General features: G+C 67.5%; 38 protein-coding genes and 1 pseudogene. 2 read left to right on the top strand and 37 right to left on the bottom strand.

Features of this window, described 5'->3' with window-relative positions; genetic code table 11:
- The first annotated feature begins 390 nt into the window (after positions 1-390).
- Both ACEZHJ_RS11885 and ACEZHJ_RS11880 read left to right on the top strand, forming a co-directional pair.
- Complete coding sequence (locus ACEZHJ_RS11885) at positions 391-1,725, top strand: YihY/virulence factor BrkB family protein (RefSeq protein ID WP_259201738.1); 1,335 nt, start codon at positions 391-393, stop codon at positions 1,723-1,725.
- Entirely contained in the window at positions 1,722-2,480 is a 759-nt protein-coding gene (locus ACEZHJ_RS11880) for a TOBE domain-containing protein (RefSeq protein ID WP_375036526.1), read from the top strand. The genes ACEZHJ_RS11885 and ACEZHJ_RS11880 overlap by 4 nt, the downstream gene beginning before the upstream one ends.
- A gap of 8 nt (positions 2,481-2,488) precedes the next feature.
- On the opposite strand, the gene modC is transcribed toward ACEZHJ_RS11880, so the two are convergent.
- From modC to tuf, 37 genes and pseudogenes are all read right to left on the bottom strand, one after another.
- A complete protein-coding gene (gene modC, locus ACEZHJ_RS11875; protein ID WP_163143249.1) occupies positions 2,489-3,553 on the bottom strand; it encodes a molybdenum ABC transporter ATP-binding protein in 1,065 nt (354 codons plus the stop codon).
- Complete coding sequence (gene modB, locus ACEZHJ_RS11870) at positions 3,550-4,227, bottom strand: molybdate ABC transporter permease subunit (protein ID WP_259201747.1); 678 nt, start codon at positions 4,225-4,227, stop codon at positions 3,550-3,552. Before modB ends, modC begins: the two co-directional genes overlap by 4 nt.
- Before the next feature lie 34 nt (positions 4,228-4,261).
- On the bottom strand, positions 4,262-5,032 hold the full coding sequence (gene modA / locus ACEZHJ_RS11865; protein WP_375036525.1) for a molybdate ABC transporter substrate-binding protein: 771 nt from the start codon (positions 5,030-5,032) through the stop codon (positions 4,262-4,264).
- Between the two features lie 96 nt (positions 5,033-5,128).
- Entirely contained in the window at positions 5,129-5,740 is a 612-nt protein-coding gene (locus ACEZHJ_RS11860) for a glutathione S-transferase family protein (protein WP_259201742.1), read from the bottom strand.
- Positions 5,741-5,780: 40 nt separating this feature from the next.
- Positions 5,781-6,416 carry a uracil phosphoribosyltransferase gene (upp, locus tag ACEZHJ_RS11855; RefSeq protein ID WP_163139993.1) on the bottom strand — a complete coding sequence of 212 codons (636 nt, stop codon included), beginning with the start codon at positions 6,414-6,416 and terminating at the stop codon, positions 5,781-5,783.
- Between the two features lie 147 nt (positions 6,417-6,563).
- Positions 6,564-7,544, bottom strand: a complete 981-nt coding sequence (locus tag ACEZHJ_RS11850) for a malate dehydrogenase (RefSeq protein WP_375036524.1) — start codon at positions 7,542-7,544, stop codon at positions 6,564-6,566.
- Positions 7,545-7,640: 96 nt separating this feature from the next.
- Positions 7,641-7,895 carry a DUF6489 family protein gene (locus tag ACEZHJ_RS11845; protein ID WP_163139989.1) on the bottom strand — a complete coding sequence of 85 codons (255 nt, stop codon included), beginning with the start codon at positions 7,893-7,895 and terminating at the stop codon, positions 7,641-7,643.
- A 16-nt stretch (positions 7,896-7,911) separates the two neighbouring features.
- Positions 7,912-8,634 carry an S-adenosyl-l-methionine hydroxide adenosyltransferase family protein gene (locus tag ACEZHJ_RS11840; protein ID WP_375036523.1) on the bottom strand — a complete coding sequence of 241 codons (723 nt, stop codon included), beginning with the start codon at positions 8,632-8,634 and terminating at the stop codon, positions 7,912-7,914.
- 87 nt (positions 8,635-8,721) lie between these two features.
- A complete protein-coding gene (rplQ, locus tag ACEZHJ_RS11835; RefSeq protein ID WP_163139985.1) occupies positions 8,722-9,120 on the bottom strand; it encodes a 50S ribosomal protein L17 in 399 nt (132 codons plus the stop codon).
- A 27-nt stretch (positions 9,121-9,147) separates the two neighbouring features.
- On the bottom strand, positions 9,148-10,146 hold the full coding sequence (locus ACEZHJ_RS11830; protein ID WP_375036522.1) for a DNA-directed RNA polymerase subunit alpha: 999 nt from the start codon (positions 10,144-10,146) through the stop codon (positions 9,148-9,150).
- A gap of 39 nt (positions 10,147-10,185) precedes the next feature.
- Complete coding sequence (rpsD, locus tag ACEZHJ_RS11825; protein WP_018718870.1) at positions 10,186-10,806, bottom strand: 30S ribosomal protein S4; 621 nt, start codon at positions 10,804-10,806, stop codon at positions 10,186-10,188.
- A gap of 11 nt (positions 10,807-10,817) precedes the next feature.
- Entirely contained in the window at positions 10,818-11,207 is a 390-nt protein-coding gene (rpsK, locus tag ACEZHJ_RS11820) for a 30S ribosomal protein S11 (RefSeq protein WP_018718871.1), read from the bottom strand.
- Between the two features lie 44 nt (positions 11,208-11,251).
- Positions 11,252-11,608 carry a 30S ribosomal protein S13 gene (rpsM, locus tag ACEZHJ_RS11815; RefSeq protein ID WP_018718872.1) on the bottom strand — a complete coding sequence of 119 codons (357 nt, stop codon included), beginning with the start codon at positions 11,606-11,608 and terminating at the stop codon, positions 11,252-11,254.
- Positions 11,609-11,694: 86 nt separating this feature from the next.
- Positions 11,695-11,808 carry a 50S ribosomal protein L36 gene (gene rpmJ, locus ACEZHJ_RS11810; protein WP_018718873.1) on the bottom strand — a complete coding sequence of 38 codons (114 nt, stop codon included), beginning with the start codon at positions 11,806-11,808 and terminating at the stop codon, positions 11,695-11,697.
- Between the two features lie 108 nt (positions 11,809-11,916).
- Positions 11,917-13,257: a preprotein translocase subunit SecY gene (gene secY, locus ACEZHJ_RS11805; RefSeq protein ID WP_026321177.1), complete on the bottom strand. Its 1,341-nt coding sequence runs from the start codon at positions 13,255-13,257 to the stop codon at positions 11,917-11,919.
- Position 13,258: 1 nt separating this feature from the next.
- On the bottom strand, positions 13,259-13,693 hold the full coding sequence (gene rplO, locus ACEZHJ_RS11800; protein WP_018718875.1) for a 50S ribosomal protein L15: 435 nt from the start codon (positions 13,691-13,693) through the stop codon (positions 13,259-13,261).
- Positions 13,694-13,696: 3 nt separating this feature from the next.
- Positions 13,697-13,885 (bottom strand): 50S ribosomal protein L30, encoded by a 189-nt coding sequence (rpmD, locus tag ACEZHJ_RS11795; protein WP_018718876.1) that lies wholly within the window; start codon positions 13,883-13,885, stop codon positions 13,697-13,699.
- 2 nt (positions 13,886-13,887) lie between these two features.
- Complete coding sequence (gene rpsE, locus ACEZHJ_RS11790) at positions 13,888-14,388, bottom strand: 30S ribosomal protein S5 (RefSeq protein WP_018718877.1); 501 nt, start codon at positions 14,386-14,388, stop codon at positions 13,888-13,890.
- Between the two features lie 17 nt (positions 14,389-14,405).
- A complete protein-coding gene (gene rplR / locus ACEZHJ_RS11785; RefSeq protein ID WP_018718878.1) occupies positions 14,406-14,759 on the bottom strand; it encodes a 50S ribosomal protein L18 in 354 nt (117 codons plus the stop codon).
- A 15-nt stretch (positions 14,760-14,774) separates the two neighbouring features.
- Positions 14,775-15,308: a 50S ribosomal protein L6 gene (gene rplF, locus ACEZHJ_RS11780; protein WP_026321178.1), complete on the bottom strand. Its 534-nt coding sequence runs from the start codon at positions 15,306-15,308 to the stop codon at positions 14,775-14,777.
- A gap of 17 nt (positions 15,309-15,325) precedes the next feature.
- On the bottom strand, positions 15,326-15,721 hold the full coding sequence (gene rpsH, locus ACEZHJ_RS11775) for a 30S ribosomal protein S8 (protein ID WP_018718880.1): 396 nt from the start codon (positions 15,719-15,721) through the stop codon (positions 15,326-15,328).
- Positions 15,722-15,766: 45 nt separating this feature from the next.
- Positions 15,767-16,072 carry a 30S ribosomal protein S14 gene (rpsN, locus tag ACEZHJ_RS11770; protein ID WP_026321179.1) on the bottom strand — a complete coding sequence of 102 codons (306 nt, stop codon included), beginning with the start codon at positions 16,070-16,072 and terminating at the stop codon, positions 15,767-15,769.
- Positions 16,073-16,083: 11 nt separating this feature from the next.
- Positions 16,084-16,623: a 50S ribosomal protein L5 gene (gene rplE, locus ACEZHJ_RS11765; protein WP_163139981.1), complete on the bottom strand. Its 540-nt coding sequence runs from the start codon at positions 16,621-16,623 to the stop codon at positions 16,084-16,086.
- Between the two features lie 9 nt (positions 16,624-16,632).
- A complete protein-coding gene (rplX, locus tag ACEZHJ_RS11760) occupies positions 16,633-16,950 on the bottom strand; it encodes a 50S ribosomal protein L24 (RefSeq protein ID WP_163139979.1) in 318 nt (105 codons plus the stop codon).
- A gap of 12 nt (positions 16,951-16,962) precedes the next feature.
- Complete coding sequence (gene rplN, locus ACEZHJ_RS11755; protein ID WP_018718884.1) at positions 16,963-17,331, bottom strand: 50S ribosomal protein L14; 369 nt, start codon at positions 17,329-17,331, stop codon at positions 16,963-16,965.
- Positions 17,332-17,393: 62 nt separating this feature from the next.
- Positions 17,394-17,657, bottom strand: coding sequence for a 30S ribosomal protein S17 (gene rpsQ / locus ACEZHJ_RS11750; RefSeq protein WP_163139977.1), 264 nt, complete (start codon positions 17,655-17,657; stop codon positions 17,394-17,396).
- Positions 17,654-17,857: a 50S ribosomal protein L29 gene (rpmC, locus tag ACEZHJ_RS11745; RefSeq protein WP_018718886.1), complete on the bottom strand. Its 204-nt coding sequence runs from the start codon at positions 17,855-17,857 to the stop codon at positions 17,654-17,656. Before rpmC ends, rpsQ begins: the two co-directional genes overlap by 4 nt.
- Positions 17,857-18,270 (bottom strand): 50S ribosomal protein L16, encoded by a 414-nt coding sequence (rplP, locus tag ACEZHJ_RS11740; RefSeq protein WP_018718887.1) that lies wholly within the window; start codon positions 18,268-18,270, stop codon positions 17,857-17,859. The genes rpmC and rplP overlap by 1 nt, the downstream gene beginning before the upstream one ends.
- Before the next feature lie 19 nt (positions 18,271-18,289).
- Positions 18,290-18,964 carry a 30S ribosomal protein S3 gene (rpsC, locus tag ACEZHJ_RS11735; RefSeq protein ID WP_163139975.1) on the bottom strand — a complete coding sequence of 225 codons (675 nt, stop codon included), beginning with the start codon at positions 18,962-18,964 and terminating at the stop codon, positions 18,290-18,292.
- 9 nt (positions 18,965-18,973) lie between these two features.
- On the bottom strand, positions 18,974-19,306 hold the full coding sequence (rplV, locus tag ACEZHJ_RS11730; protein ID WP_026321181.1) for a 50S ribosomal protein L22: 333 nt from the start codon (positions 19,304-19,306) through the stop codon (positions 18,974-18,976).
- Positions 19,307-19,309: 3 nt separating this feature from the next.
- Positions 19,310-19,585 (bottom strand): 30S ribosomal protein S19, encoded by a 276-nt coding sequence (rpsS, locus tag ACEZHJ_RS11725; protein ID WP_026321182.1) that lies wholly within the window; start codon positions 19,583-19,585, stop codon positions 19,310-19,312.
- Positions 19,586-19,606: 21 nt separating this feature from the next.
- Positions 19,607-20,431, bottom strand: coding sequence for a 50S ribosomal protein L2 (gene rplB / locus ACEZHJ_RS11720; RefSeq protein ID WP_163139973.1), 825 nt, complete (start codon positions 20,429-20,431; stop codon positions 19,607-19,609).
- Positions 20,432-20,458: 27 nt separating this feature from the next.
- The gene (gene rplW, locus ACEZHJ_RS11715; RefSeq protein ID WP_163139971.1) at positions 20,459-20,758 is read right to left on the bottom strand and encodes a 50S ribosomal protein L23; all 300 of its coding nucleotides are present in this window, start codon (positions 20,756-20,758) and stop codon (positions 20,459-20,461) included.
- Positions 20,755-21,357: a 50S ribosomal protein L4 gene (rplD, locus tag ACEZHJ_RS11710; RefSeq protein ID WP_163139969.1), complete on the bottom strand. Its 603-nt coding sequence runs from the start codon at positions 21,355-21,357 to the stop codon at positions 20,755-20,757. Before rplD ends, rplW begins: the two co-directional genes overlap by 4 nt.
- Complete coding sequence (gene rplC, locus ACEZHJ_RS11705; RefSeq protein WP_375036521.1) at positions 21,357-22,007, bottom strand: 50S ribosomal protein L3; 651 nt, start codon at positions 22,005-22,007, stop codon at positions 21,357-21,359. The genes rplD and rplC overlap by 1 nt, the downstream gene beginning before the upstream one ends.
- 162 nt (positions 22,008-22,169) lie before the next feature.
- Entirely contained in the window at positions 22,170-22,484 is a 315-nt protein-coding gene (gene rpsJ / locus ACEZHJ_RS11700; protein ID WP_018718895.1) for a 30S ribosomal protein S10, read from the bottom strand.
- Between the two features lie 6 nt (positions 22,485-22,490).
- Positions 22,491-22,631 (bottom strand): annotated as a pseudogene (gene tuf, locus ACEZHJ_RS11695) (elongation factor Tu); the annotation flags it as partial.

Here is a 22,631-nt window from a genome sequence, read left to right as displayed (position 1 = left end):
TCACCTCCGCCCGCCGGGGGCTGAGAGCGTGTCAGTGTATCGTTCGATCGGCCACATGCCACGCGCCCTCAGGGGCGCCGGGCATCGGCATCCCGGGTCTCCCCCCGCTGCACGCCACGTGGCCGCCATCGCCGGCCGGCGGCACAACGACGGGGGCGCCGTCTCCCGCGCATGCACGTCCCTGACGCGGCGGTGAGCCCGGTGGCGGGCCGGTATTCCTGAACCGGGGCGGCAGTGTGGCCGTCGTGAACGCGCATTTTCGCCACATACGACCCGCTCGCCCATCCGGATCGGCTCGCTGCCCCACGTCCCCGCCCGAATCCGGCCCGGTCCCACAGGCCGCCAGTGTACTGTGTCAGAATGCACCCAGGTTGGCGACGGGACCGTAACGTGATTAACGCCGAGCTCTACCACCGTCTGCAGACGGTGCTGCGCGAGCGCGACCTGCGAGAGTTTCCCGCACCGCAGCGTCAGGGGGTCTTCCTGTTGCGCCTGATGATCGCGGTCGCCGAGGACGTCGCCCGCGGCCAGCTGACGCTGCGCGCGATGAGCCTGGTCTACACCACCCTGCTGTCGCTGGTGCCGCTGCTCGCGGTGAGCTTCTCGGTGCTCAAGGCGTTCGGCGTGCACAACCAGATCGAGCCCGCGCTGGCACGCTTCCTCACCCCGCTGGGTCCGCGCGGGGCGGAGATCACCGAGCAGATCGTCACCTTCGTGGAGAACATCCGCGTCGGTGTGCTCGGCGCCGTGGGTATGGCACTGCTGCTCTACACCGTGGTCGCGCTGATGCAGAAGATCGAGCAGGCCTTCAACGCCGCCTGGCGGGTCCAGCGACCGCGGCCGTTCACCCAGCGCTTCAGCGACTACCTCAGCGTGCTGCTCGTCGGCCCCGTGCTGGTGTTCTCCGCGCTGGGCATCACCGCCTCGTTCTTCAGCGCCGACTGGGTCCAGCGCCTGGCCGCCATTCAGCCCTTCGGTGTAGTGCTGGACGCGGTGGCGGCCCTGCTCCCCTATCTGCTCATCATCGCCGCGTTCGCCTTCATCTACCTGTTCGTGCCCAACACCCGGGTCCGCCCGACCGCGGCGCTGGTGGGCGCGCTGGTCGCCGGCGTGCTCTGGCAGAGCACCGGCTGGCTGTTCGCCTCCTTCGTCGCCGGCTCGACCCGCTATACCGCAATCTACTCGGCGTTTGCCGCACTCGTGATCTTCATGATCTGGCTCTACCTGAGCTGGTTGATCCTGCTCATGGGCGCGAGCATCGCCTACTACTACCAGTACCCAAGGCAGATGCTGCTCCACGGCGAGCCAACGCCGCTGAGCCCGCGGCTGCGTGAACGGATCGCCCTCGCGATCATGGCCCGGGTTGCCACGGCGTTCTATGCACGCGCGCCGGCGCCGGGCGCGGAGGCCCTCGCTGAGGCGCTGCGCGTGCCCATGCACGCCGTCGGCGAGGGACTGGATGCGCTGGTCTCGACCGGCATGCTGTGCCCGCTCGAGGACCCGCACGGCCACACGGCCTACCTCCCGGGAACGCCGCCGGAGCGCACCACGCTGGCCGAGGTACTCGCCGCCGTTCGCCGCCACGGCGAACGCCCCGGCCTGGACCTGCACATGCTCCGGATCCCCGCCGCGGCACAGCGCGCCGCCGAGGCCTGGGACGCCTCGCTGGAGGACACGCTGAGCGGGGTCACGGTCAGGGATCTGACCCGGGAGGACATGGCATGACCCCGGCCCACGGCGGCGACGACCGGTTGATCCGGGATCTCCGGCTGCTGGAGGCCCTGGAGGCCCACGGCTCGATCAACGCCGCGGCGGAGGCGGCGGGCATGGGCTACCGCTCGGCCTGGAACCGCATCGAGCGTATCGCCAACCTGTCGACAGTACCGTTGCTGGAGCGCCGCACCGGCGGGCGCCGGGGCGGCGGCACCCGACTCACGCCGGCAGGGCAGCAGCTGCTGACGGCGTGGCGCCGGCTTGCCGAGGAGCAGGCGCGACTGGGTGAGGCCGCCGGGACGGCGGAGACAGACGCGGAGGCACTGGCGTTGACCCGGCGGCTCGCCCTGCGCACCAGTGCCCGCAACCAGATCTTCGGCCGTGTGACGCACATCCGCTCGGACGCCGTAGAGGTGGAGGTCTGCCTCACCCTGGCCGACGGCACCCAGGAGATCGCCTCAGTGATAACCGCGGAGAGCCTGCGCGAGCTGGGCATCCGCGAAGGCGACGGCGTCCACGCACTAATCAAGGCCTCCACGGTGATGATCGCCACCGACGTCGCGGCGGTAAGCGCACGCAACCGCCTCTCCGGCCGAGTCGCACGGGTGGTGCCGGGCACGGTCAACGCAGAGGTGGTCATCGAGATCCTGGGCGGGCAGACCATCGCCGCCACCATCACCCGGGACAGCGTCGAGCGCCTCGGCCTGGCACCGGGCGTGGCGGCCACGGCCCTGTTCAAGGCCTCGAGCGTGATCCTCGGTATCTGAGCCGGCGCTCAGACCAGTGCCACCGTCTTCGCCATAGCCCAGACCCGGCGGCCGGGCTCAATGCCCAGACGCTCCCGGGAAAGGCTGGACAACGACGCCAGCAGCCGTCCGCCGTCCGTGGCCACGGCCACCAGGCAGCGTCCTTCCGCCGGCTCCGCCGTCACGGTCTCCACGACACCCTGGAAACGGTTCAGCGCACTGGTCGCCCCCGGGGGCTCCAGTGCCAGGGTGACGTCGCTGGCGTGAATGCGCACCCGCACCGCCTGCCCCTCCGGGACGTACTCACCGGCCAGCCACACCGGCGTACTGCCGCAGCGCAGCTCGCTCATGTGGTGGCGGGCATCGTAGCCGACGCCCCGTGCCTCCAGCACCGCACCGGCGTCCTCCCGCCGGGCCAGCGGCAGGTCCGGCCGCGCCAGCATCTCGGTAAGCCCACCGCCGGCGGTGACACGGCCACCCTCCATGAGCAGGAGGTGTCCGGCGAGGCGCACGACCTCGTCGAGGTTGTGGGTGACCAGCAGCGTCGGCAGCCGGAGTTCGGCCACCGCCCGTTCCAGCCACGGCAGGATCTCCCGGCGATGCCCCTCGTCGACGGCGGAGAGCGGCTCGTCGAGGAGCAGCACCCGCGGCCGGGCCAGCAGGGTCCGTGCAATCGCGACGCGCTGGCGCTCGCCGCCGGACAGCTCGGTCGGGGCCCGGCGGAGCAACGCACCGATGCCGAGCAGCTCGATCAGCTCGTCGCGCTCCGCCGCGGTGGCGCCGCTGCGCCGCGCGGCATAGCGCAGGTTGCCGGCGACGCTGAGGTGGGCGAACAGCCGCGCGTCCTGGAAAACCAGCCCCACTCGCCGTGCCTCCACCGGGACCCAGGTACCGTCGGCGTCGTGGTGCACCACGTGCCCGTTCAGCACAATCCGCCCGTGGGGCCGCTCCAGCCCGGCTATGCAGCGCAGCAGCGTGGTCTTGCCGCAGCCGGAGGGACCGAACACGGCGGTGACGCCGTCGGCGGGCAGCGTTTCGTCCACGGTGAGCCGGAACCCCGGGCGCTCCAGGGTGACGGACAGCGCGAGGCTCATGTGCCCATCCCCCGGAACCGCCGGTTGCCCCAGTAGACCGCGCACAGCAGCAGGAAGGCGAGCACCAGCAGCATTCCCGAGAGGACGTGCGCATGACCGTAGTCCAGCGCCTCGACATGATCGTAGATGGCGATGGACACCACCTGGGTCCGCCCCGGTATGTTGCCGCCGATCATGAGCACGACCCCGAACTCGCCGACGGTATGGGCGAATCCCAGGGTAACAGCGGAGATGAAGCCGCGGGCGGCCAGCGGCACGGCCACCGTGAAGAACCGGTCCCGCCGGCCGGCCCCCAGGGTAGCGGCGGCCTCCAGCGGCCCGTGGCCGACGGCAGCGAAGCTGTTCTGCAGGGGCTGGACCACGAACGGCAGCGAGTAGACCACCGAGCCGAAGACCAGGCCCGCGAAGGTGAACGCCAGCGGCGCGCCGCCCATGGCCACGAGTGCGCCGCCGACGGGCCCGTTCGGGCCGAGCAGGAGCAGGAGGTAGAAGCCCAGAACCGTGGGCGGAAGCACCAGCGGCAGCGCTACCGTGGCCTCGACCAGGGTACGCCACCGCGACCGGCTGTGCGCCAGCCACCAGGCCAGCGGCGTCCCCAGCACCAGCAGGATGACCACCGTGGTGGCCGCCAGCTGCAGCGTCAGCACCAGTGCGTTCAGGTCCCCGGGATTCAGCACCCCTGCCCGCTCCCTGCCTGCGCCGTCCGGGTCACTCCGCCGCGGGACGGCGGTAGCCGTAACGCTCGATGATCGCCCCGGCCTCGGGGCCGTGGACAAAGTCGATGAAATCGCGCACCGCGAGCCCGTCCTTCAGGATAACGGCCTGCTGGCGTATCGGCTCGTACAGCGATTCCGGCACCACCCAGTGGCTGCCGCTGACCCCGCCGTCCGGCCCGATCACCTGGGACAGGGCCACGAAACCGACCGGGGCGTTGCCGCTGGCCACGAAGTGATACGTCTGGGCAATGTTCTCCCCCATGACCACCTTCGGCTGCAGCCGCTGCCACTCGCCGAGCGCCTCGAGGGTCTGCCGCGCGGCGAGCCCGTAGGGCGCGAGGCGCGGATTGGCGATCGCCAGCCGCTGGATCCCGTCCCCTTTCAGGGCCTCACGGCCGCCATCGAAGGCGTCCGTGTCCTTGCTCCAGAACACAATCCGGCCCTGGGCATAGGTGAAGCGGCTCCCCTTTACGATGTGGCCACCGGATTCAAGCTTGCGGGGCCGTTTGACGTCGGCGGCGAAGAACGCATCGAAGGGCGCACCGTTCACGATCTGGGAGTAATGCTTGCCGGTGGACCCGAACGCCAGGGTGACCTCGTTATCCGACGTTTTTTCATAACGCGCGACGATGTCCTGCATCGCGTGGGTGAAGTTCGAGGCCACCGCGACGTGGATCTCCGCCGCGCCCGCCAGTCCCGGAATCATTGCAAGGCAGGTGATCAGGACAGCGACCAGACGCGGGCGGGTGATAGGATCGGACATGACTCGACGCTCCCGGAGAGGTGTATTCGCAATGCACATTATTACATAACGAGACTGCCCGGCAAGGCCGGAGCCGGACGTGCCGGCCCCGGCAGCTTAGAACGGCGGCTGCTCGATACCCGGCTGCGTCGCGACGAGCGAGGGCCGCGAGGCGATCACACCGAGCCAGCTCGGCAACTCGCTGGCAATCCCTCGCCAGTCGAAGTCCGGCAGGCGGAAGTCGAGGAACTCCAGTGCCACCGCCACGGCGAGGCTGCCCATGTCGGGGCGGTCCACGACGGGCCGGACGACCCCGTCGAGCACGGCAACCCCGCGCACCAGGGCATCATGGCGACGCTGGATCACCGGATCGCTGTCGTCACCGTCCCGGAAACGGCGATGGACAACGATCCCCACAGCCGAGTCGATCAGCCCCTGGGCCAGCCCCAGCTTGCGATGGACCTCCTCGACACGGTCGAGAGGCATCAGGCGCGGCTCCGGGAAGCGGCGCTCCAGGTAGAGCGCGATGATCGCGCTCTCGGTGAGGCAGACACCCTCCTCATCCTCCAGTACCGGGACCCGCGAGAACGGCGAGACCGCCAGCAGCGCCTCCGGGCTCTCCCACGGGTTCACCCATACCGGGGTGACCCGCGAGTCCAGCTGCTTCTCCAGCAGCACCGTCCGCACCAGACGGGCGTAGGGCGAGGTGGGCGAGGTGTAGAGCTTCATGGGTGGGTCCTCCTCCGGCGGCGACGGCCGCGCCGCGCGCCTATTTCGTCCCGTACATGCGGTCCCCGGCGTCCCCCAGGCCGGGGACGATATAGGCCTTCTCATTGAGGCCTTCGTCGACCACTGCCGTGTAGACGGGGACGTCCGGATGCGTCTCCTGGAAAGTCGCCACCCCCTCCGGCGAGGCCACCAGACACAGGAAGCGGATGTCCCGGGCGCCGTCCTGCTTGATCCGTGACACCGCCGCGGCCGCCGAGTGGCCGGTGGCGAGCATCGGATCGACGACCACGATGCGCCGTTCATCGATGGCGGCGGGCATCTTGTAATAGTACTCCACCGGCTGAAGGGTCTTGTGATCGCGGTAGAGCCCGACGTGACCCACCCGTGCGGTGGGGATGAGCTCGAGCATTCCCTCCAGCAGGCCGTTTCCGGCGCGCAGGATGGACACGAAGCAGAGCTTCTTGCCCTCGAGGGTCGGGGCCTCCGCCATGTGCGCCAGCGGCGTATCCACCGATCGGGTGGTCAGCGGGAGGTCACGGGTGACCTCGTAGGCGAGCAGTGTCGAGAGCTCGCGGAGGACGTCGCGGAATTTCGCGGTGGAGGTGTCGCGGTCGCGCAGAACGGTGAGCTTGTGCTGCACCAGGGGATGATCGATGACGGTCACCGATGAGTGCATGGGTCGTTTTCCTCAGAAGGGCCGGTGTGGGCAACTGGGCGGCAAGGATAGCAAAGGGAGCGAAGGTGCGCCGATGCCGACGTCCGCACAAAAAAACAGGGGCGCCGTGCGGGCGCCCCTGTCGATGCTGGCTCGTCGGCCGCTGCCTCAGGGCAGCAGATGGGCGACGGCGTCGCGCTCCTCGACGAGCTCCTGCTCGGTCGCTGCCATGCGCTCCCGGGAGAAGTCGTCGATGTCGAGCCCCTCGACGATGCTGTACTGGCCATTGCTCACGCGGCACGGGAAGGAATAGATGATGCCCTCCGCAATGCCGTAGCTGCCGTCCGACGGGATCGCCATGCTGACCCAGTCGCCCTCCGGCGTGCCGAGCGTCCAGTCCCGCATGTGGTCAATCGCCGCACTCGCCGCCGAGGCCGCACTGGACTGACCGCGCGCCTTGATGATCGCGGCGCCGCGCTGCTGCACCGTCGGGATGAACTCGTCCACAAGCCACTGCTGCTCGACCAGGTCCCGCGCCGGCTGGCCGGAGACGCTGGCGTGGTTGATGTCCGGATACTGGGTCGCCGAGTGATTGCCCCAGACCACCATGTTACGGATGTCGGTGGTGTGGCAGCCGGTGCGGTTGGCAAGCTGCGCCAGCGCACGGTTGTGGTCGAGGCGCATCATCGCGGTGAAGCGGCCCGGATCGAGGTCCGGCGCGTTGCGCTGCGCGATGAGGGCGTTGGTGTTCGCCGGATTGCCGACCACGAGCACGCGCACGTCGCGGCTGGCAACGTCGTTCAGCGCCTTGCCCTGGGCCGAGAAGATGGAGGCATTCGCCTCGAGCAGGTCCTTGCGCTCCATGCCCGGGCCGCGCGGCTTGGCACCAACGAGCAGCGCATAGTCGGCGTCCTTGAACGCCTCCTCGCCCTTGTCGCTCATGGTGATGCCTGCGACCAGCGGGAACGCGCAGTCCTCCAGCTCCATGGCGACGCCGTTGAGCGCATCGAGCGCCGGCGTAATCTCGAGCAACTGGAGGATGACCGGCTGATCCGGGCCGAGCATATCGCCGGCGGCGATACGGAACAGCAGGCTGTAGCCGATCTGCCCGGCGGCACCGGTCACCGCAACGCGTACAGGTGCTTTCATGGAGGATCTCCTAGATTGCCTGGGGAAATGAGGCCAACGGCGGGTACCGCCGTACGATCGGGCACGCATTGTACCAGATGCGCCGTACCCGCGCCGCTAGTCGCCCTTGCGGCCCCCTCCGCCGGCGTCGCGCAGCGCCTCCCAGAACGCGCGCTGGAAGGGCTCGAGCCCGGGGAATTCCGACTGCGACCAGGCCCGCAGCATGCTTGCCGGGTCGTACCCCTCCCAGCCCTCGTGCATGCGCTTGCGCACCGACTCCACCACCTCCTCGTGGAGCGGGGAGACGTCGGGCAGGCCGAAGAAACGCCTGGCCTCCTCCGGCGTGACGTCAATATCCACCTTGATCCGCATCGCTTGCCTCCTGCCGCTATTCCGCGGCGAACGTCACCGGGTCACCCACGGCCAGCCCCAGCGCTGCCGCCGCGCTGCCCTGGTTGACCGCAATCTCGACCAGCCCGAATGCGTTCTCGTACCAGAACGCCTCGCCCACCTCACGGTCCGAGAACGTCCGCGCCCGGGGCAGTGCCTGCCCCGCAAGAACCGGCGCCCTACCCGGCGGAACACTGTCGGCGCGGCGCCCGGTCATCGCATTGCCGAAGCCGTCGATGTAGACCACCCGGTCCTCCCCGGCAGGCCCATCACGGTCGACCCAGTCGTCCACCGCCCGCACTCCGGCGGGAAAACGCCCCACGGCAAGGCTCGCCGCGGCAGGCGCGAACACGTCCCGTCCATGAAAACTCGGCGACGCGCCGCCTACCGCCGGCAGCCGCCACGCCCGCGCGTCGTCGCCCCGGAGCAGTGGCGCCAGCAGGCCATTGTCCGGGCCGACGTACCACCGGTCCGCGACCCGCGCGACCAGCGCCTCGCGGCTGCTCCCGACACCCGGGTCGACGACCGCCACGACAATGCAGCGCCTTGGCAGCCCGGGCGCCAGTGCGTCCAGCAGGAGACCCGCCTCCCGCGGCCGGAAACGAGGCGCGTCGTGCATCAGGTCAACGATCGGGGTCGCCGCGACGCGGCCGGCTATCACCCGGTGTAGCAGTCCGACATAGGGGCCCTCCAGCCCGAAATCCGTATACAAAAGGATCATGGCCGTCACCCCGTGGCATTCGCCCATAAAAAAACCGGACGGCGCGATGCGCTCGTCCGGTCCGATCGGCCTGAACGGCCCACCGTCTTAGTCCTCGTCCGCCTCGTCGGCCTCCGCCTCGAGGTCAACGGGACGGTCCACCAGCTCGACAAGCGCCATGGGCGCATTGTCGCCGGCCCGGAAACCGGCCTTCAGCACCCGCAGGTAGCCACCGGGGCGCTGCTGGTAGCGCGGACCGAGCTCACTGAAGAGCTTGTCCACCGCCTGTTTGTCACGCAACCGCGAGAACGCGAGACGACGATTCGCCACCGAGTCCTCCTTCGCGAGGGTGATCAGCGGCTCTGCCACCCCTCGAAGCTCCTTCGCCTTGGGCAGCGTGGTGCGGATCGCCTCGTGATGGAACAGCGACGCCGCCATATTACGGAACATCGCGCGACGATGGCTGCTGTTGCGATTGAACTTTCGTCCGGATTTACGATGACGCATGTCTGTCTTCCTTCAATCCTGCGGTGCTCAGCCGAGCGCGCGGTTCGCGTCGTCGAACCCGGCCGGCGGCCAGTTGTCCAGGCGCATGCCGAGCTGCAGCCCGTGCTGCGCGAGGACTTCCTTGATCTCGTTGAGCGACTTCTTGCCGAGATTCGGCGTCTTGAGCAGTTCCACCTCGGTCTTCTGGACCAGATCGCCGACGTAGTGAATGCTCTCGGCCTTGAGGCAGTTAGCCGACCGCACCGTGAGCTCCAGGTCGTCGATCGGGCGCAGGAGCACCGGATCCACCTCCGGCTCCTCACGCTCAGGTTCGGCGCTGTCCTCGCCCCCCTCGAGATCGACGAACACCGCGAGCTGGTCACGCAGCAGGCCCGCCGCGAAGCGCACCGCCTCCTCCGGCTCGAGAACGCCGTTGGTCTCGATGTCCATGACGAGCTTGTCCAGATCGGTACGCTGCTCGACACGGGCGCTCTCGACGTTATAGGCGACCCTGAGGACCGGGCTGTAGGTCGCGTCGAGCTGCAGCCGGCCGATCGTGCGCTCCTCATCGCGCTCACGAGCGGTCGCCGGCTCGTAGCCACGGCCGCGCTCGATCTTGATCGTCGCCTCGAACGACGTCTCCTTCGTCAGCGTCGCGATGACCAGGTCCGGGTTCTTGACCTCCACGTCGTGGGAGGCCTCGATGTCACCCGCGGTGACGGTCCCCGGACCGGCCTTCGACAGCCGGAGCGTCGCCTCGTCGCGGGCATGCAGCCGCACGGCGAGCTTCTTGAGGTTGAGCAGGACGTCCACGACGTCTTCGTGCACGCCCTCGATTGCGGTGTACTCGTGGAGAACGCCCTCGATCTCCACCTCCGTCACCGCGTACCCCGGCATGGACGACAGCAGCACCCGGCGCAACGCATTGCCCAGGGTGTGCCCGAAGCCGCGCTCCAGCGGTTCCAGCGCGACCTTCGCGCGCCGGTCGCTGAGCGTCTCGACGTCGACCACCCGCGGTTTGAGATAGTCCTTGAACTGACCCTGCATGAGGCTAGACCTCTCGCTTGTTCCGCCCGCCTCGGGACCTTACTTCGAGTACAACTCGATGATCAGATGCTCGTTGATCTCCTGAGAGAGGTCCGAGCGGTCCGGCACCTGTTTGAAGGTCCCGGTGCACTGATTCGTGTCGACATCGACCCACTGCGGGAATCCGGCCTGCTGCGCCATCTCCAGCGCCGCCTGCACCCGCACCTGCTTGCTGGCCTTCTCCTTGAGGGAGACCACATCGCCCGGTTTGACCTGGGCCGAGGCCACGTTGGTCACGCGGTCGTTGATCTTCACCGCGCGGTGCGCGACCAGCTGGCGCGCCTCCGCACGGGTCGAGCCGAAGCCCATCCGATAGACGACGTTGTCGAGCCGGCACTCCAGCAGCTGGAGCAGGTTCTCACCGGTGTTGCCCTTGCGCCGGTCCGCCTCGCGGTAGTACTTGCGGAACTGCTTCTCCAGCACGCCGTACATGCGGCGGACCTTCTGCTTCTCGCGAAGCTGCAGGCCGTAGTCGGACAGCCGCGTACGGCGCTGACCGTGCTGGCCGGGCGGCGTATCGAGCTTGCACTTGCTGTCGAGCGGACGCACGCCGCTCTTCAGCGACAGATCGGTGCCCTCGCGCCGGGCCAGCTTACATGTCGGTCCCGTGTACCTTGCCATGACCTTACCCCTTAGACGCGACGCTTCTTCGGCGGACGGCAACCATTGTGCGGAATGGGCGTCACGTCCGAGATGTTGGTGATTCGGTAGCCCGAGTTGTTCAGCGCGCGGACCGCCGACTCGCGCCCCGGACCGGGGCCCTTCACGCGGACCTCGAGGTTCTTCAGGCCATAGTCCTTCGCCGCCTCGCCGGCGCGCTCGGAGGCGACCTGCGCGGCGAAGGGCGTGCTCTTGCGGGAGCCGCGAAACCCGCTACCCCCGGCACTCGCCCACGCCAGCGCGTTGCCCTGCCGGTCGGTAATCGTGATGACTGTGTTGTTGAACGTCGCGTTCACGTGCGCGATACCGTCCACTACGGTGCGCTTGACGCGCTTACGTCCCCGGCTCGTCGCTTTCGCCATATTGACCGTCCTGAATCCTCAAGTCCTAAACTGCTGTGCGAACCCTAACGGGTCACCGGCCGACGGGGACCCTTGCGGGTACGCGCATTGGTACGCGTGCGCTGCCCCCGGACCGTGAGCCCCCGCCGGTGGCGGATGCCCCGGTAGCAACCCAGGTCCATGAGCCGTTTGATGTCCATCGCCACGCTGCGCCGCAGGTCGCCCTCGACAACATACTTGCCGACCTCCTGCCGCAGCGTCTCGAGCTCCTCGTCGGAGAGCTCGCGGATCCGGCGATCCACAGGGATCCCGGCCGCCTCGCAGATCGCCCGCGCCCGCGTGCGCCCGACGCCATAAATGGACGTCAGCGCGATCGACGCGTGCTTGTTCGCGGGAATGTTTACGCCAGCTATACGGGCCATGCAGTTACTCCCAATACCCCTTGCCCGCGGAAAGCCCGCTAGTATAGCGGGCAATCCACCGAGTGTTCAACTCATTACCGCCGCGGTCAGCCCTGGCGCTGCTTGTGCCGGCCGTCCGAGCAGATTACGCGAACCGTACCCCGCCGCTTGATCACCTTGCAGTTGCGGCAGATCTTCTTCACCGACGCGCGTACCTTCATGGTCTCTCTCCGCAAATCCTAGCCATCACCGCTCGACAAGCGGCAAACGGTACCAAAAACGAAACGCCCCCGCAGCCCGTCCGGGCCACGGGAGTCCGGAATCCGGCCCTAGCCCAGCAGCCCGCCGCCACCGCGACCATGGGCCTTGAGATTGGCCTTCTTCATCAGCGGCTCGTACTGGTGGGAGAGCAGGTGCGCCTGCACCTGGGACATAAAGTCCATCACTACCACCACGATGATCAGCAGCGAGGTCCCGCCGAAGTAGAACGGTACGTTCCAGTACAGCAGCAGGAACTCCGGCATCAGGCAGACCGCCGTGATGTAGAGCGCCCCGACCAGCGTGAGCCGTGTCATCACCTTGTCGATGTAACGGGCCGTCTGCTCCCCCGGACGGATCCCCGGGATGAACGCACCGGACCGCTTGAGGTTATCGGCGGTCTCACGGGCGTTGAACACCAGCGCGGTGTAGAAGAAGCAGAAAAAGATGATCGCCACCGCGTAAAAGGTGATGTAGAGCGGCTGCCCCGGGCTGAGCATGTTCCCGATGGTCTGCAGCCAGCCCATCGACCCCTGGCCGAACCACTGCCCCAGTGTCGCCGGGAACAGGATGATGCTCGACGCGAAGATCGGCGGGATCACGCCGGCCATGTTCAGCTTCAGCGGCAGGTGGCTCGACTGGGCCGCGTACATCCGACGCCCCTGCTGGCGCCGCGCGTACTGCACGGTAATCCGCCGCTGACCCCGCTCGACGAAGACGATGAACGCGATCACCGCGATCGCCAGCGCCAGGAAGAACAGCACCGTGAGAATCGAGAGCTCACCCGTGCTTGCCAGCTCGAGCGTGCCGCCGAGCGCCTGCGGCAGCCCGGCAACGATGCCCGCGAAGATCAGCAGCGAGATGCCGTTACCGATACCGCGCTCGGTAATCTGTTCACCGAGCCACATCAGGAACAGCGTCCCCGTCACCAGTGTCACCGTGCCGATGAACACGAACGCCAGGCCCGGATTCAGCACCACACCCTGGTTCTGCAACGCGAACGTGATGCCCACACCCTGGAACGTCGCCAGCGCGAGCGTCCCGTAACGCGTGTACTTCGTGATCTGGCGCCGACCCTGCTCACCCTCCTTGCGCAGCTGCTCGAGCTGCGGGATCACCATGCTCATGAGCTGCATGATGATCGAGGCGGAGATATAGGGCATGACGCCAAGGGCGAAGATCGACAGCCGCTTGAGGGCACCACCCGAGAACATGTTGAACATGTCCAGGATGGTGCCGGACTGCTGCTGGAACATCTGGGCCAGTGCGGCCTGGTCGATGCCCGGAATCGTCAGATGCGCACCCAGGCGGTAGACCGCCAGCGCGACGATCACGAAGACCAGACGCTGCCGGACCTCGGTCAACCGACCGAGGCCCGCAAGCCCGTTCGCGTTTGCCGGTGACTTGGCCAATTTAAGCCTCTACCTTGCCGCCCGCCTGCTCGATCGCCGCCACCGCGCCGCGAGTGACCCCGAGGCCGCGCACGGTGTAGGCGCCGCCGGGCTCGCCCGAGGCGATGACCTTGGCGTGACGCGCCTGCGTGGGCACGATGCCGGCCTGCTTGAGCCCGGCGAGGTCGACGGTGTCGCCCTCGACGTACTTCAGTTCGGAGAGACGGACCTCGGCGACATAGCGACCGCGGCGCGAGCGGAAGCCGACCTTCGGCACCCGGCGCTGCAGCGGCATCTGGCCGCCCTCGAAGCCCACCTTATGGAAGCCGCCGCTGCGCGACTTCTGTCCCTTGTGGCCCCGGCCGCCGGTCTTGCCGTTGCCGGAGGAATGCCCACGGCCGACACGGTCGGCCTCGGGCCGGCTGCCGTCAGCGGGCCGAATGCTGTTGAGTCGCATCGCTCAGGCCTCCTCTACCTTCAGCATGTAGGCGACCTTGCGGATCATGCCCCGGTTCTCCGGGGTGTCGCCCACGGTGACGGTCTGGTGCATGCGCCGCAGCCCCAGGCCGGCGACACAGGCCTTGTGATCACGCAGCCGCCCGGAGGTGCTGCGCACGAGCGTAACCTTGAGTTGCTTGCTGTTCGCCATGATTAACCCAGGATTTCCTCGACGGTCTTGCCGCGGCGCCGCGCAACCAGCTCCGGCGACTGGTACTGCGTGAGCGCGTTGATCGTCGCACGCACCACGTTCAGCGGGTTACGCGAGCCGATGGTCTTGGCGAGCACGTCCTGCACGCCCACGACCTCGAAGACCGCGCGCATCGCACCGCCGGCGATGATGCCAGTACCGGCGGAGGCGGGCTGAACGTAGACCTTGCTGGACCCGTGCCAGCCCGTCATCGCGTACTGCAGGGTGTTCTCGTTGAGATGGACCTGGCGCATGTTCTTGCGCGCCTTCTCCATCGCCTTCTGGATCGCCAGCGGCACCTCCCGTGCCTTGCCGTACCCGAAGCCGACGGAGCCTTCGCCGTCGCCGACCACGGTGAGCGCGGTGAAGCCGAACTGACGACCGCCCTTCACCACCTTGGCCACGCGATTGATCTCGATGAGCTTCTCGCGGAGCCCCTCGTTGCTAACGTCGCTCGTCGCCATTACTACGCTGCCCCTGATCAGAACTTGAGACCGGCTTCCCGCGCGGCATCCGCCAGCGCCTGGACACGGCCATGGTACTTGAACCCGGCGCGGTCGAAAGCGACCTCTTCAACGCCGGCTGCCCGCGCCCGCTCCGCGATGGCACGGCCCACGGCCTTCGCCGCCTCGACATTGCCACCCGAGGTCAGATCGCCCAGGACCCCCTTCTCGAGGGTCGAGGCCGCCGCCAGCGTGCGATCCGCATCCGGCGCGATGATCTGTGCATAGGTGTGGCGCGGCGTCCGGTGGATGGTGAGCCGGTAGGCGCCGCGTTCCCGAATCTTGGCCCGCGCGCGCCGCGCGCGCCGGAGCCGTGCTGCCTTCTTATCCATAACGCCTCACCTGACCTACTTCTTCTTGGCTTCCTTGAGCACCACGCGTTCCTCCGCGTAGCGCACGCCCTTACCCTTGTACGGCTCCGGCGGCCGGAAGCCGCGGATCTTCGCCGCTACCTGGCCGACCAGCTGTTTGTCGACGCCCTTGACGACGACCTCGGTCTGGCTGGGCGTCTCGACAGTGACGCCCTCCGGCACCGGAAAGTCCACCGGGTGGGAGAAACCAAGCGTGAGATTGACCGTATCGCCCTTCGCCTGGGCGCGATAGCCGACGCCGACCAGCTGCAGCCGACGCTCCCAGCCCGTGCTCACGCCGATCACCATGTTGTTGATCAGCGCGCGGGTGGTTCCCGCCAGCGCAACGGCTTCCTGGCGCTCGCTCGTCGCGGCACACTGCACCACGCCGTCGGCCTGCTCGACCGTCACCCACGGGTGAACCTCGTGGTTGAGCTCGCCCTTCGGCCCCTTCACCGCCACATGGCGTCCGTCGATGCTGACCTCGACGCCCGACGGGACTTGGACCGGACTTTTCGCAACTCTGGACATGATTCTGGATCCCGTCGTTAAAAGACCACGCAAAGAATCTCACCACCGTGCCCGGCGGCGCGGGCCGCACGATCGGTCATGACACCCTTGGAGGTCGACACGATCGCCGTGCCCAGCCCGCCGCGCACGCGCGGCAGGGTCCGTTTGCCCTCGAAACGGCGCAGACCCGGCCGGCTCACCCGCTGGATCTCCTCGATCACCGGGCGGCCCTCGTGATACTTGAGTCCGATTACCAGCTCGGGCTTCTTCTCGGAGCCCTCCACACGGTAATCCTCGATATAGCCCTCGTCCTTGAGCACCCGCGCAATGGCACCCTTGAGTTTGGACGACGGCATGCTGACTTCCGCCTTCTCCGCGGTCTGACCGTTGCGGATCCGGGTCAGCATGTCCGCAATGGGATCCGTCATGCTCATGTTCGCGTCACCTGATTACCCAGTCTTGGTTTGAACGCAGCCGGCCTACCAGCTCGACAGCTTCAGCCCCGGAACCTCGCCGCGCATCGCCGCCTGGCGAAGCTGGTTCCGGGACAGGCCGAACTTCCGGTAGACGCCCTTGGGTCGACCGGTCACGCGGCAACGGCTGACCTGCCGCACGGGACTCGAGTTCCGCGGGAGGGACTGCAGCTTCTCCTGCGCCTCGGTGCGCTCCTCATCGGTGCTGTTCGGGCTCTTGATGATCGCCTTGAGCTCCGCGCGCTTGGCCGCGTACTTGCGGGCGAGCCGCTCGCGCTTGTGCTCGCGCTCAATCATGGAAACCTTTGCCATACCGTCCTCGTCTATTTCCGGAACGGGAAGTTGAAACCTTCGAGCAGGGCGCGTCCCTCCTCGTCGGTCTTCGCCGTGGTGCCGATGGAGATGTCCATCCCGCGAATCGCGTCGACCTTGTCGTACTCGATCTCCGGGAAGATGAGCTGCTCGCGCACGCCCACGTTGTAATTTCCGCGGCCGTCGAACGCCCGCGGCGAGAAACCGCGGAAGTCGCGCACTCGCGGCGAGGCGATGTTGATGAAACGGTCGAGGAACTCGTACATCCGCCCACGTCGCAGCGTCACCTTGCAGCCGATGGGCCAGCCCTCACGGATCTTGAAACCCGCCACCGACTTGCGCGCGTTCGTGACCACCGGCCGCTGGCCGGTCAGCGCCGCGAGTTCCTCGGTCGCCGACTCCAGGACCTTCTTGTCCCGGATCGCCTCGCCGAGGCCCATGTTGATCACCACCTTCTCGAGCCGCGGCACCTCCATGGGATTGGAGTAGCCGAAGCGCTCGGTCAGGCTTCCGGCGATCTCTTTCTGATAGAGCTCACGCAGCCTTGCCATTGCGGCACCCTAGTCGATCTGTTCGTTGTTGGACTTGAAGACGCGCACCTTGCGACCGTCTCCCTCGACGCGAACGCCGACGCGGTCTGCCTTGCCGGTCTTCGCGTTGTAGATCGCCACGTTCGAGACGTGCAGCGGCATCTCCTTGTCGACGATGCCGCCCTGCACGCCCGCCTGCGGGTTCGCGCGCTGGTGTTTCTTGGCGACGTTGACGTTCTCGACGACAACCCGCTCCTTTTCCGGAAGCACGCGAAGCACCCGCCCGCGCCGGCCCTTGTCCTTGCCGGCGATAACGATCACTTCATCACCTTTCCTGATCTTGCGCATGACAACCTCTGCCTAGAGAACCTCGGGCGCGAGCGAGATGATGCGCATAAACTGCTCCGTGCGCAGCTCGCGCGTCACCGGGCCGAACACGCGCGTACCGATGGGCTGCAGGTTATTGTTCAGCAGCACGGCGGCATTGCCGTCGAAGCGGATCACCGAGCCGTCCGCGCGACGTACGCCGCGACGGGTACGAACGACGACCGCGCTGTAGACATCACCCTTCTTCACCCGACCGCGCGGGATCGCGTCCTTGACGCTCACCTTGATGATGTCGCCGATGCCGGCGTAGCGACGCCGCGAGCCACCCAGTACCTTGATGCACTGCAGCTGCCGCGCCCCGCTGTTGTCCGCCGCACCGAGAAGAGTCTGCATCTGAATCATGGCGACCTACTCGCTCTCTAATGCGTTAACCACGCGACCCCGGCGGGGCCGCCGCGTAATGGCTACTGGGCGGCCTTCTCGAGGACCTTCACGAGCCGCCAGCTCTTCGTCTTGGAGTACGGACGGCACTCCTCGACCGCGACCCAGTCGCCCTCACGGCACTCGTTCGACTCGTCGTGCGCGCGGAGCTTGGTGGTCCGGCGAACGAACTTGCCGTACAGCGGATGCTGTTCCATCCGCTCGACGGCGACCGTCACCGTCTTGTCGGTCCGCGCGCTGATCACGCGGCCATTGACCGTGCGTTTGGTGCTCACCTGGTCGCTCATGACGCCTCGCTCGACCTCTGTTTCTCGTTGATCACGGTCTTGATCCGTGCAATGTCGCGCCGCACCTTGCCCAGCTGGTCCGGGCGGCCGAGCTGGCCGCTGGCCTGCTGCATGCGCAGGTTGAACTGCTCCTTGCGTCGCTCGAGCAGCTCCTGCTGCAGCGCGCTCGCGTCCTTATCGCGCAGCTCGCTTACCTTCATCACAGCACCGTCCGATGTACAAAGGTGGTCTTGACCGGGAGCTTCGCGCCGGCACGACGGAACGCCTCACGGGCAACGTCCTCGGCGACCCCCTCGATCTCGTAGATCACGCGCCCGGGCTGGACAACGGCGGACCAGTGGTCGACGTTGCCCTTGCCCTTGCCCTGGCGGACCTCCAGCGGCTTCGCCGAGATCGGCTTGTCCGGGAAGATCCGGATCCAGATCTTGCCGCCGCGCTTGACGTGACGGTTGATCGCCCGGCGGCCGGCCTCGATCTGACGCGCCGTGATCGGACCACGCGTGGTGGCCTTCAGGCCGTACTCGCCGAAGGCGACCGTGGTACCCCGCGCGGCCAGGCCGTTGTTGCGGCCCTTCTGCTGCTTGCGGAACTTCGTTCGCTTGGGCTGAAGCATGTCCTATTCCCCTCTCGCGTCAGCTCGCCGCGCGCTTGGTCTTGCCCGACTCCGGCGTCAGGTGCGTGTCCAGGACCTCGCCCTTGAACACCCAGACCTTCACGCCGATCACGCCGTAGGTCGTCTTCGCCTCGGCGAAGCCGTAGTCGATGTCCGCGCGCAGGGTGTGCAGCGGCACGCGGCCCTCGCGGTACCACTCGCTGCGGGCGATCTCGGCGCCGTTGAGGCGGCCGCCGACCTGGATCTTGATGCCCTGGGCACCGAGGCGCATGGCGTTGCCGACCGCCCGCTTCATCGCGCGTCGGAACATGATCCGGCGCACGAGCTGCTGGGCGACGTTCTCCGCGACCAGCTGCGCGTCGAGCTCCGGCTTGCGGACCTCTTCGATATTGATGTGCACCGGGATGCCCATCATGCCCGCGAGCTGGCGGCGCAGCGCCTCGATGTCCTCGCCCTTCTTGCCGATGACGATCCCCGGCCGCGCCGTGTGGATCGTGATCAGGGCGTTCTTCGCCGGACGCTCGATCTTCACGCGGCTGATCGAGGCGTGCGCGAGACGCTCCTTGATGTAGCTGCGCACGGCAAGATCGGTGTTGAGAAAATCACCGAAGTTCTTGCTGTCGGCATACCACATGGAACGCCAGTCCTCGGTGATACCGAGTCGGAATCCGGTCGGATGAACCTTGTGACCCATGGCGCCCCCTTACTGCTCTGCAACGGCCACGGTGATGTGGCTCGTGCGCTTGAGGATCCGCGTCGCGCGACCCTTCGCGCGCGCCTGGATCCGCTTGTACATCGGACCTTCGTCCACGAAGATACGGCTCACCCGCAGCTCGTCGATGTCCGCACCCTCGTTGTGCTCCGCATTGGCGATCGCGGAATCGAGCACCTTGCGCACGATCCCGGCGGCCTTCTGCGGGCTGAACTCCAGAACCTCCAGAGCGCGACTGACCGGCAGGCCGCGCACCTGGTCGGCGACCAGACGGGCCTTCTGCGGCGAGATCATCGCGTAGCGGAGCCTAGCAGCCGTTTCCATGCGTTACCTCTTCGACTTCTTGTCCGCCGCGTGCCCGCGATAGGTGCGACTCGCTGCGAACTCGCCCAACTTGTGCCCGACCATGTTCTCGTTGATGAGAACCGGGACGTGCTGCCGCCCGTTGTGAACGGCGATGGTCAGCCCGACCATCTCCGGAACGATCATGGAGCGGCGCGACCAGGTCTTGATCGGGCGCTTGCTATTGGCTTCTGACGCCGCCTGCACCTTCTTGAGGAGGTGCACGTCGACGAACGGGCCTTTACGAATCGAGCGTGGCACGGATCCCCACCCCTCTATGCGTTAGCGTTTGCGACGGCGCACGATGAACTTGTCAGTGCGCTTGTTCGTACGGGTCTTGTGACCCTTGGTGGGCACGCCCCACGGGGTCACCGGGTGACGGCCACCGGAGGTGCGGCCCTCACCGCCACCATGCGGATGATCCACCGGGTTCATGACCACGCCGCGGACCGTGGGCCGGCGACCGCGCCAGCGCGTGGCGCCGGCCTTGCCGAGCGAGCGCAGGCTGTGCTCCTGGTTACCGACCTCGCCGACCGTGGCGCGACACTCGGCCAGGATCTTGCGCATCTCGCCGGAACGCAGGCGCAGCGTCGCATAGGCGCCCTCACGGGCGACCAGCTGCGCGCCGGCGCCAGCGGAGCGCACCAGCTGCGCGCCTTTGCCCGGGCGCATCTCGACGCAGTGCACCTGGGTGCCCAGCGGGATGTTGCGCAGCGGCAGCGCGTTGCCCGGCTTGATCGGCGCCTCGGCCCCCGAGACGACCTGCTGGCCGACCCGCACGCCGCGGGGCGCGATGATGTAGCGGCGCTCACCGTCCGCATACAGCACCAGCGCGAGGTTGGCGCTGCGATTCGGATCGTACTCCAGGCGCTCGACACGGGCGGCGACGCCGTCCTTGTCGCGCTTGAAGTCGATAACGCGGTAACGCCGCTTGTGTCCACCGCCGCGGTGCCGGGTGGTCATCCGACCCCGGCTGTTGCGACCGCCGGACTTCGAGAGCTTGCGCACCAGCGGTGCGTAGGGCTCCCCCCGGTGCAGTTCGCGGTCGCGGATCTCGACCACGAAGCGGCGCCCCGGGGAACTCGGTTTCGCCTTGACGAGTGCCATAATAATTCGTCCCGTATTCCCGCCGCGTTATTCCGCCGCCTCGAGGAAGTCGAGCTCCTGGCCCGCCTCGAGGGCGACGTACGCCTTCTTCCAGTCCGGGCGCCGGCCGCGGATGCGCCCGAACCCCTTGTTCTTGCCGCTCACGTTCACGACGCGGACGTCGCGGACGCGGACCTCGAAGAGCTGCTCCACGGCCTTGCGGATCTCCGGCTTGCTCGCGTCGCGGGCGACGCGGAAGACGACCTGTTCGCCATCGTCGGCGACCAGCGTGCTCTTCTCGGAGATGTGCGGGCCGAGCAGCACCTGATAGATACGCTCCGGATTCATGCCAGCCACTCCTCGACACGGCGCACCGCGTCGGCCGTGATGATGACGCGCTCGTGGCGCAGCAGGTTGACGGGATTGAGGCCCGTCACGTCGGTGACGTCCACCCGCGGCAGATTGCGCGTGGCGAGGAAGAGGTCCTGGGAGACCTCGTTCGCCACGAGCAGCGCATCCTCGCCGCCGAGCTCGGCCAGGCGCCGGGTCGCCGCCCTGGTCCGCGACTCGTCGATGCCGATGTTCTCGACCACGACCAGTCGCTCCTGGCGCGCGAGCTCGGAGAGGATGGAACGCAGCGCGCCGCGGTACATCTTGCGGTTGACCTTCTGCGAGAAATCCCGCGGCATCGCCGCGAAGGTCTTGCCGCCACCGCGCCAGATCGGGCTGCGGATGGTACCGGCACGCGCGCGACCCGTCCCCTTCTGCCGCCACGGCTTGCTGCCGCCGCCGCTGACGTCGCTGCGCCCCTTCTGGGCCTTGGTGCCGGAGCGGCCGCCCGCGAGGTACGCGGTCACGACCTGATGAACGAGCGGCTCGCGGAAATCCGCGCCGAATACGTGATCGGAGACGTCCACGCCGCTGCCTTCACGCACCTGGAGCTGCATCAGTTATCCCCCTTCGCGTGAGCCTTGACCGCCGGCCGCACGATCACGTCGCCGTCGCGGCTGCCCGGCACGCCACCCTTGATGAGCAGCAGGCCGCGCTCGCCGTCGACACGCACGACCTCGAGGTTCTGCGCAGTGCGACGCACGTTGCCCATCTGCCCGGACATCTTCTTGCCCGGGAACACGCGCCCCGGGTCCTGAGCCTGGCCGATGGAACCCGGCTTGCGGTGCGACTTCGAGTTGCCGTGACTGTTGTCCTGGGTGCGGAAGTGGTGGCGCTTGACCGTACCGGCAAAGCCCTTGCCCTTGGTGACACCCACGACGTCCACGAGCTGCCCGGCCTCGAACAGGTCGACACCGAGCTCTCCGCCGGCCTCGACGGTCTCTTCGCCGTCGACGCGGAACTCCCACAGCCCGCGACCCATTTCCACACCGGCGCGCGCAACGTGTCCGGCGACGGGCTTGGTCACGCGCGAGGGACGCCGGCTCCCGGTCGTCACCTGGACCGCGCGGTAACCGTCCTGCTCTTCGGTCTTGAGCTGCGTGACCCGATTGGCGGTCACCTCGACCACCGTCACCGGGATCGACGCCCCGTCCTCGGTAAAGACACGGGTCATGCCGCACTTACGACCGACGATTCCGATTGCCATCGTCGTTACCCTCTCCAGAAATACAAAGACTACCGGGCGCCGTCGAGCGGCGCTCGGAGCATGAGCCAACGTTATCCGACAGCCCGGCAGCCCGGTGTTTCAAATGGGCCCGCCCCAGCTGACCGAGACCTGGCTCGGGGCCGGGGTAGTTCCCAAGCAGCGTTAGTAGAGCTTGATCTGGACGTCGACGCCCGCGGCGAGGTCGAGCTTCATGAGCGCATCAACCGTCTTCTCCGTCGGGTCCACGATGTCCATCAGACGCTTGTGCGTCCGAATCTCGTACTGATCGCGCGCGTCCTTGTTGACGTGCGGCGAGATGAGGATTGTATACCGCTCTTTCTTCGTAGGCAATGGGATGGGGCCCTTGACCTGGGCCCCGGTCCGCTTGGCGGTCTCCACGATCTCGCGCGCCGACTGGTCGATCAGCCGATGATCAAACGCCTTGAGACGAATGCGGATTTTCTGACTGGTCGCCATAGTGCTTTACTCGATGATCTTGGAGACGACGCCGGCGCCGACGGTACGACCGCCCTCACGCACCGCGAAACGCAGCCCCTCTTCCATGGCGATCGGCGCGATCAGCGACACCGTCATCTTCACGTTGTCGCCCGGCATCACCATCTC

This window comes from Arhodomonas sp. KWT2, assembly GCF_041949875.1.
Classification (GTDB): Bacteria; Pseudomonadota; Gammaproteobacteria; order Nitrococcales; family Nitrococcaceae; genus Arhodomonas; species Arhodomonas aquaeolei.
Note: the sequence above shows the minus strand (reverse complement) of the source record. Positions and strands in the feature narration are given on the sequence as shown.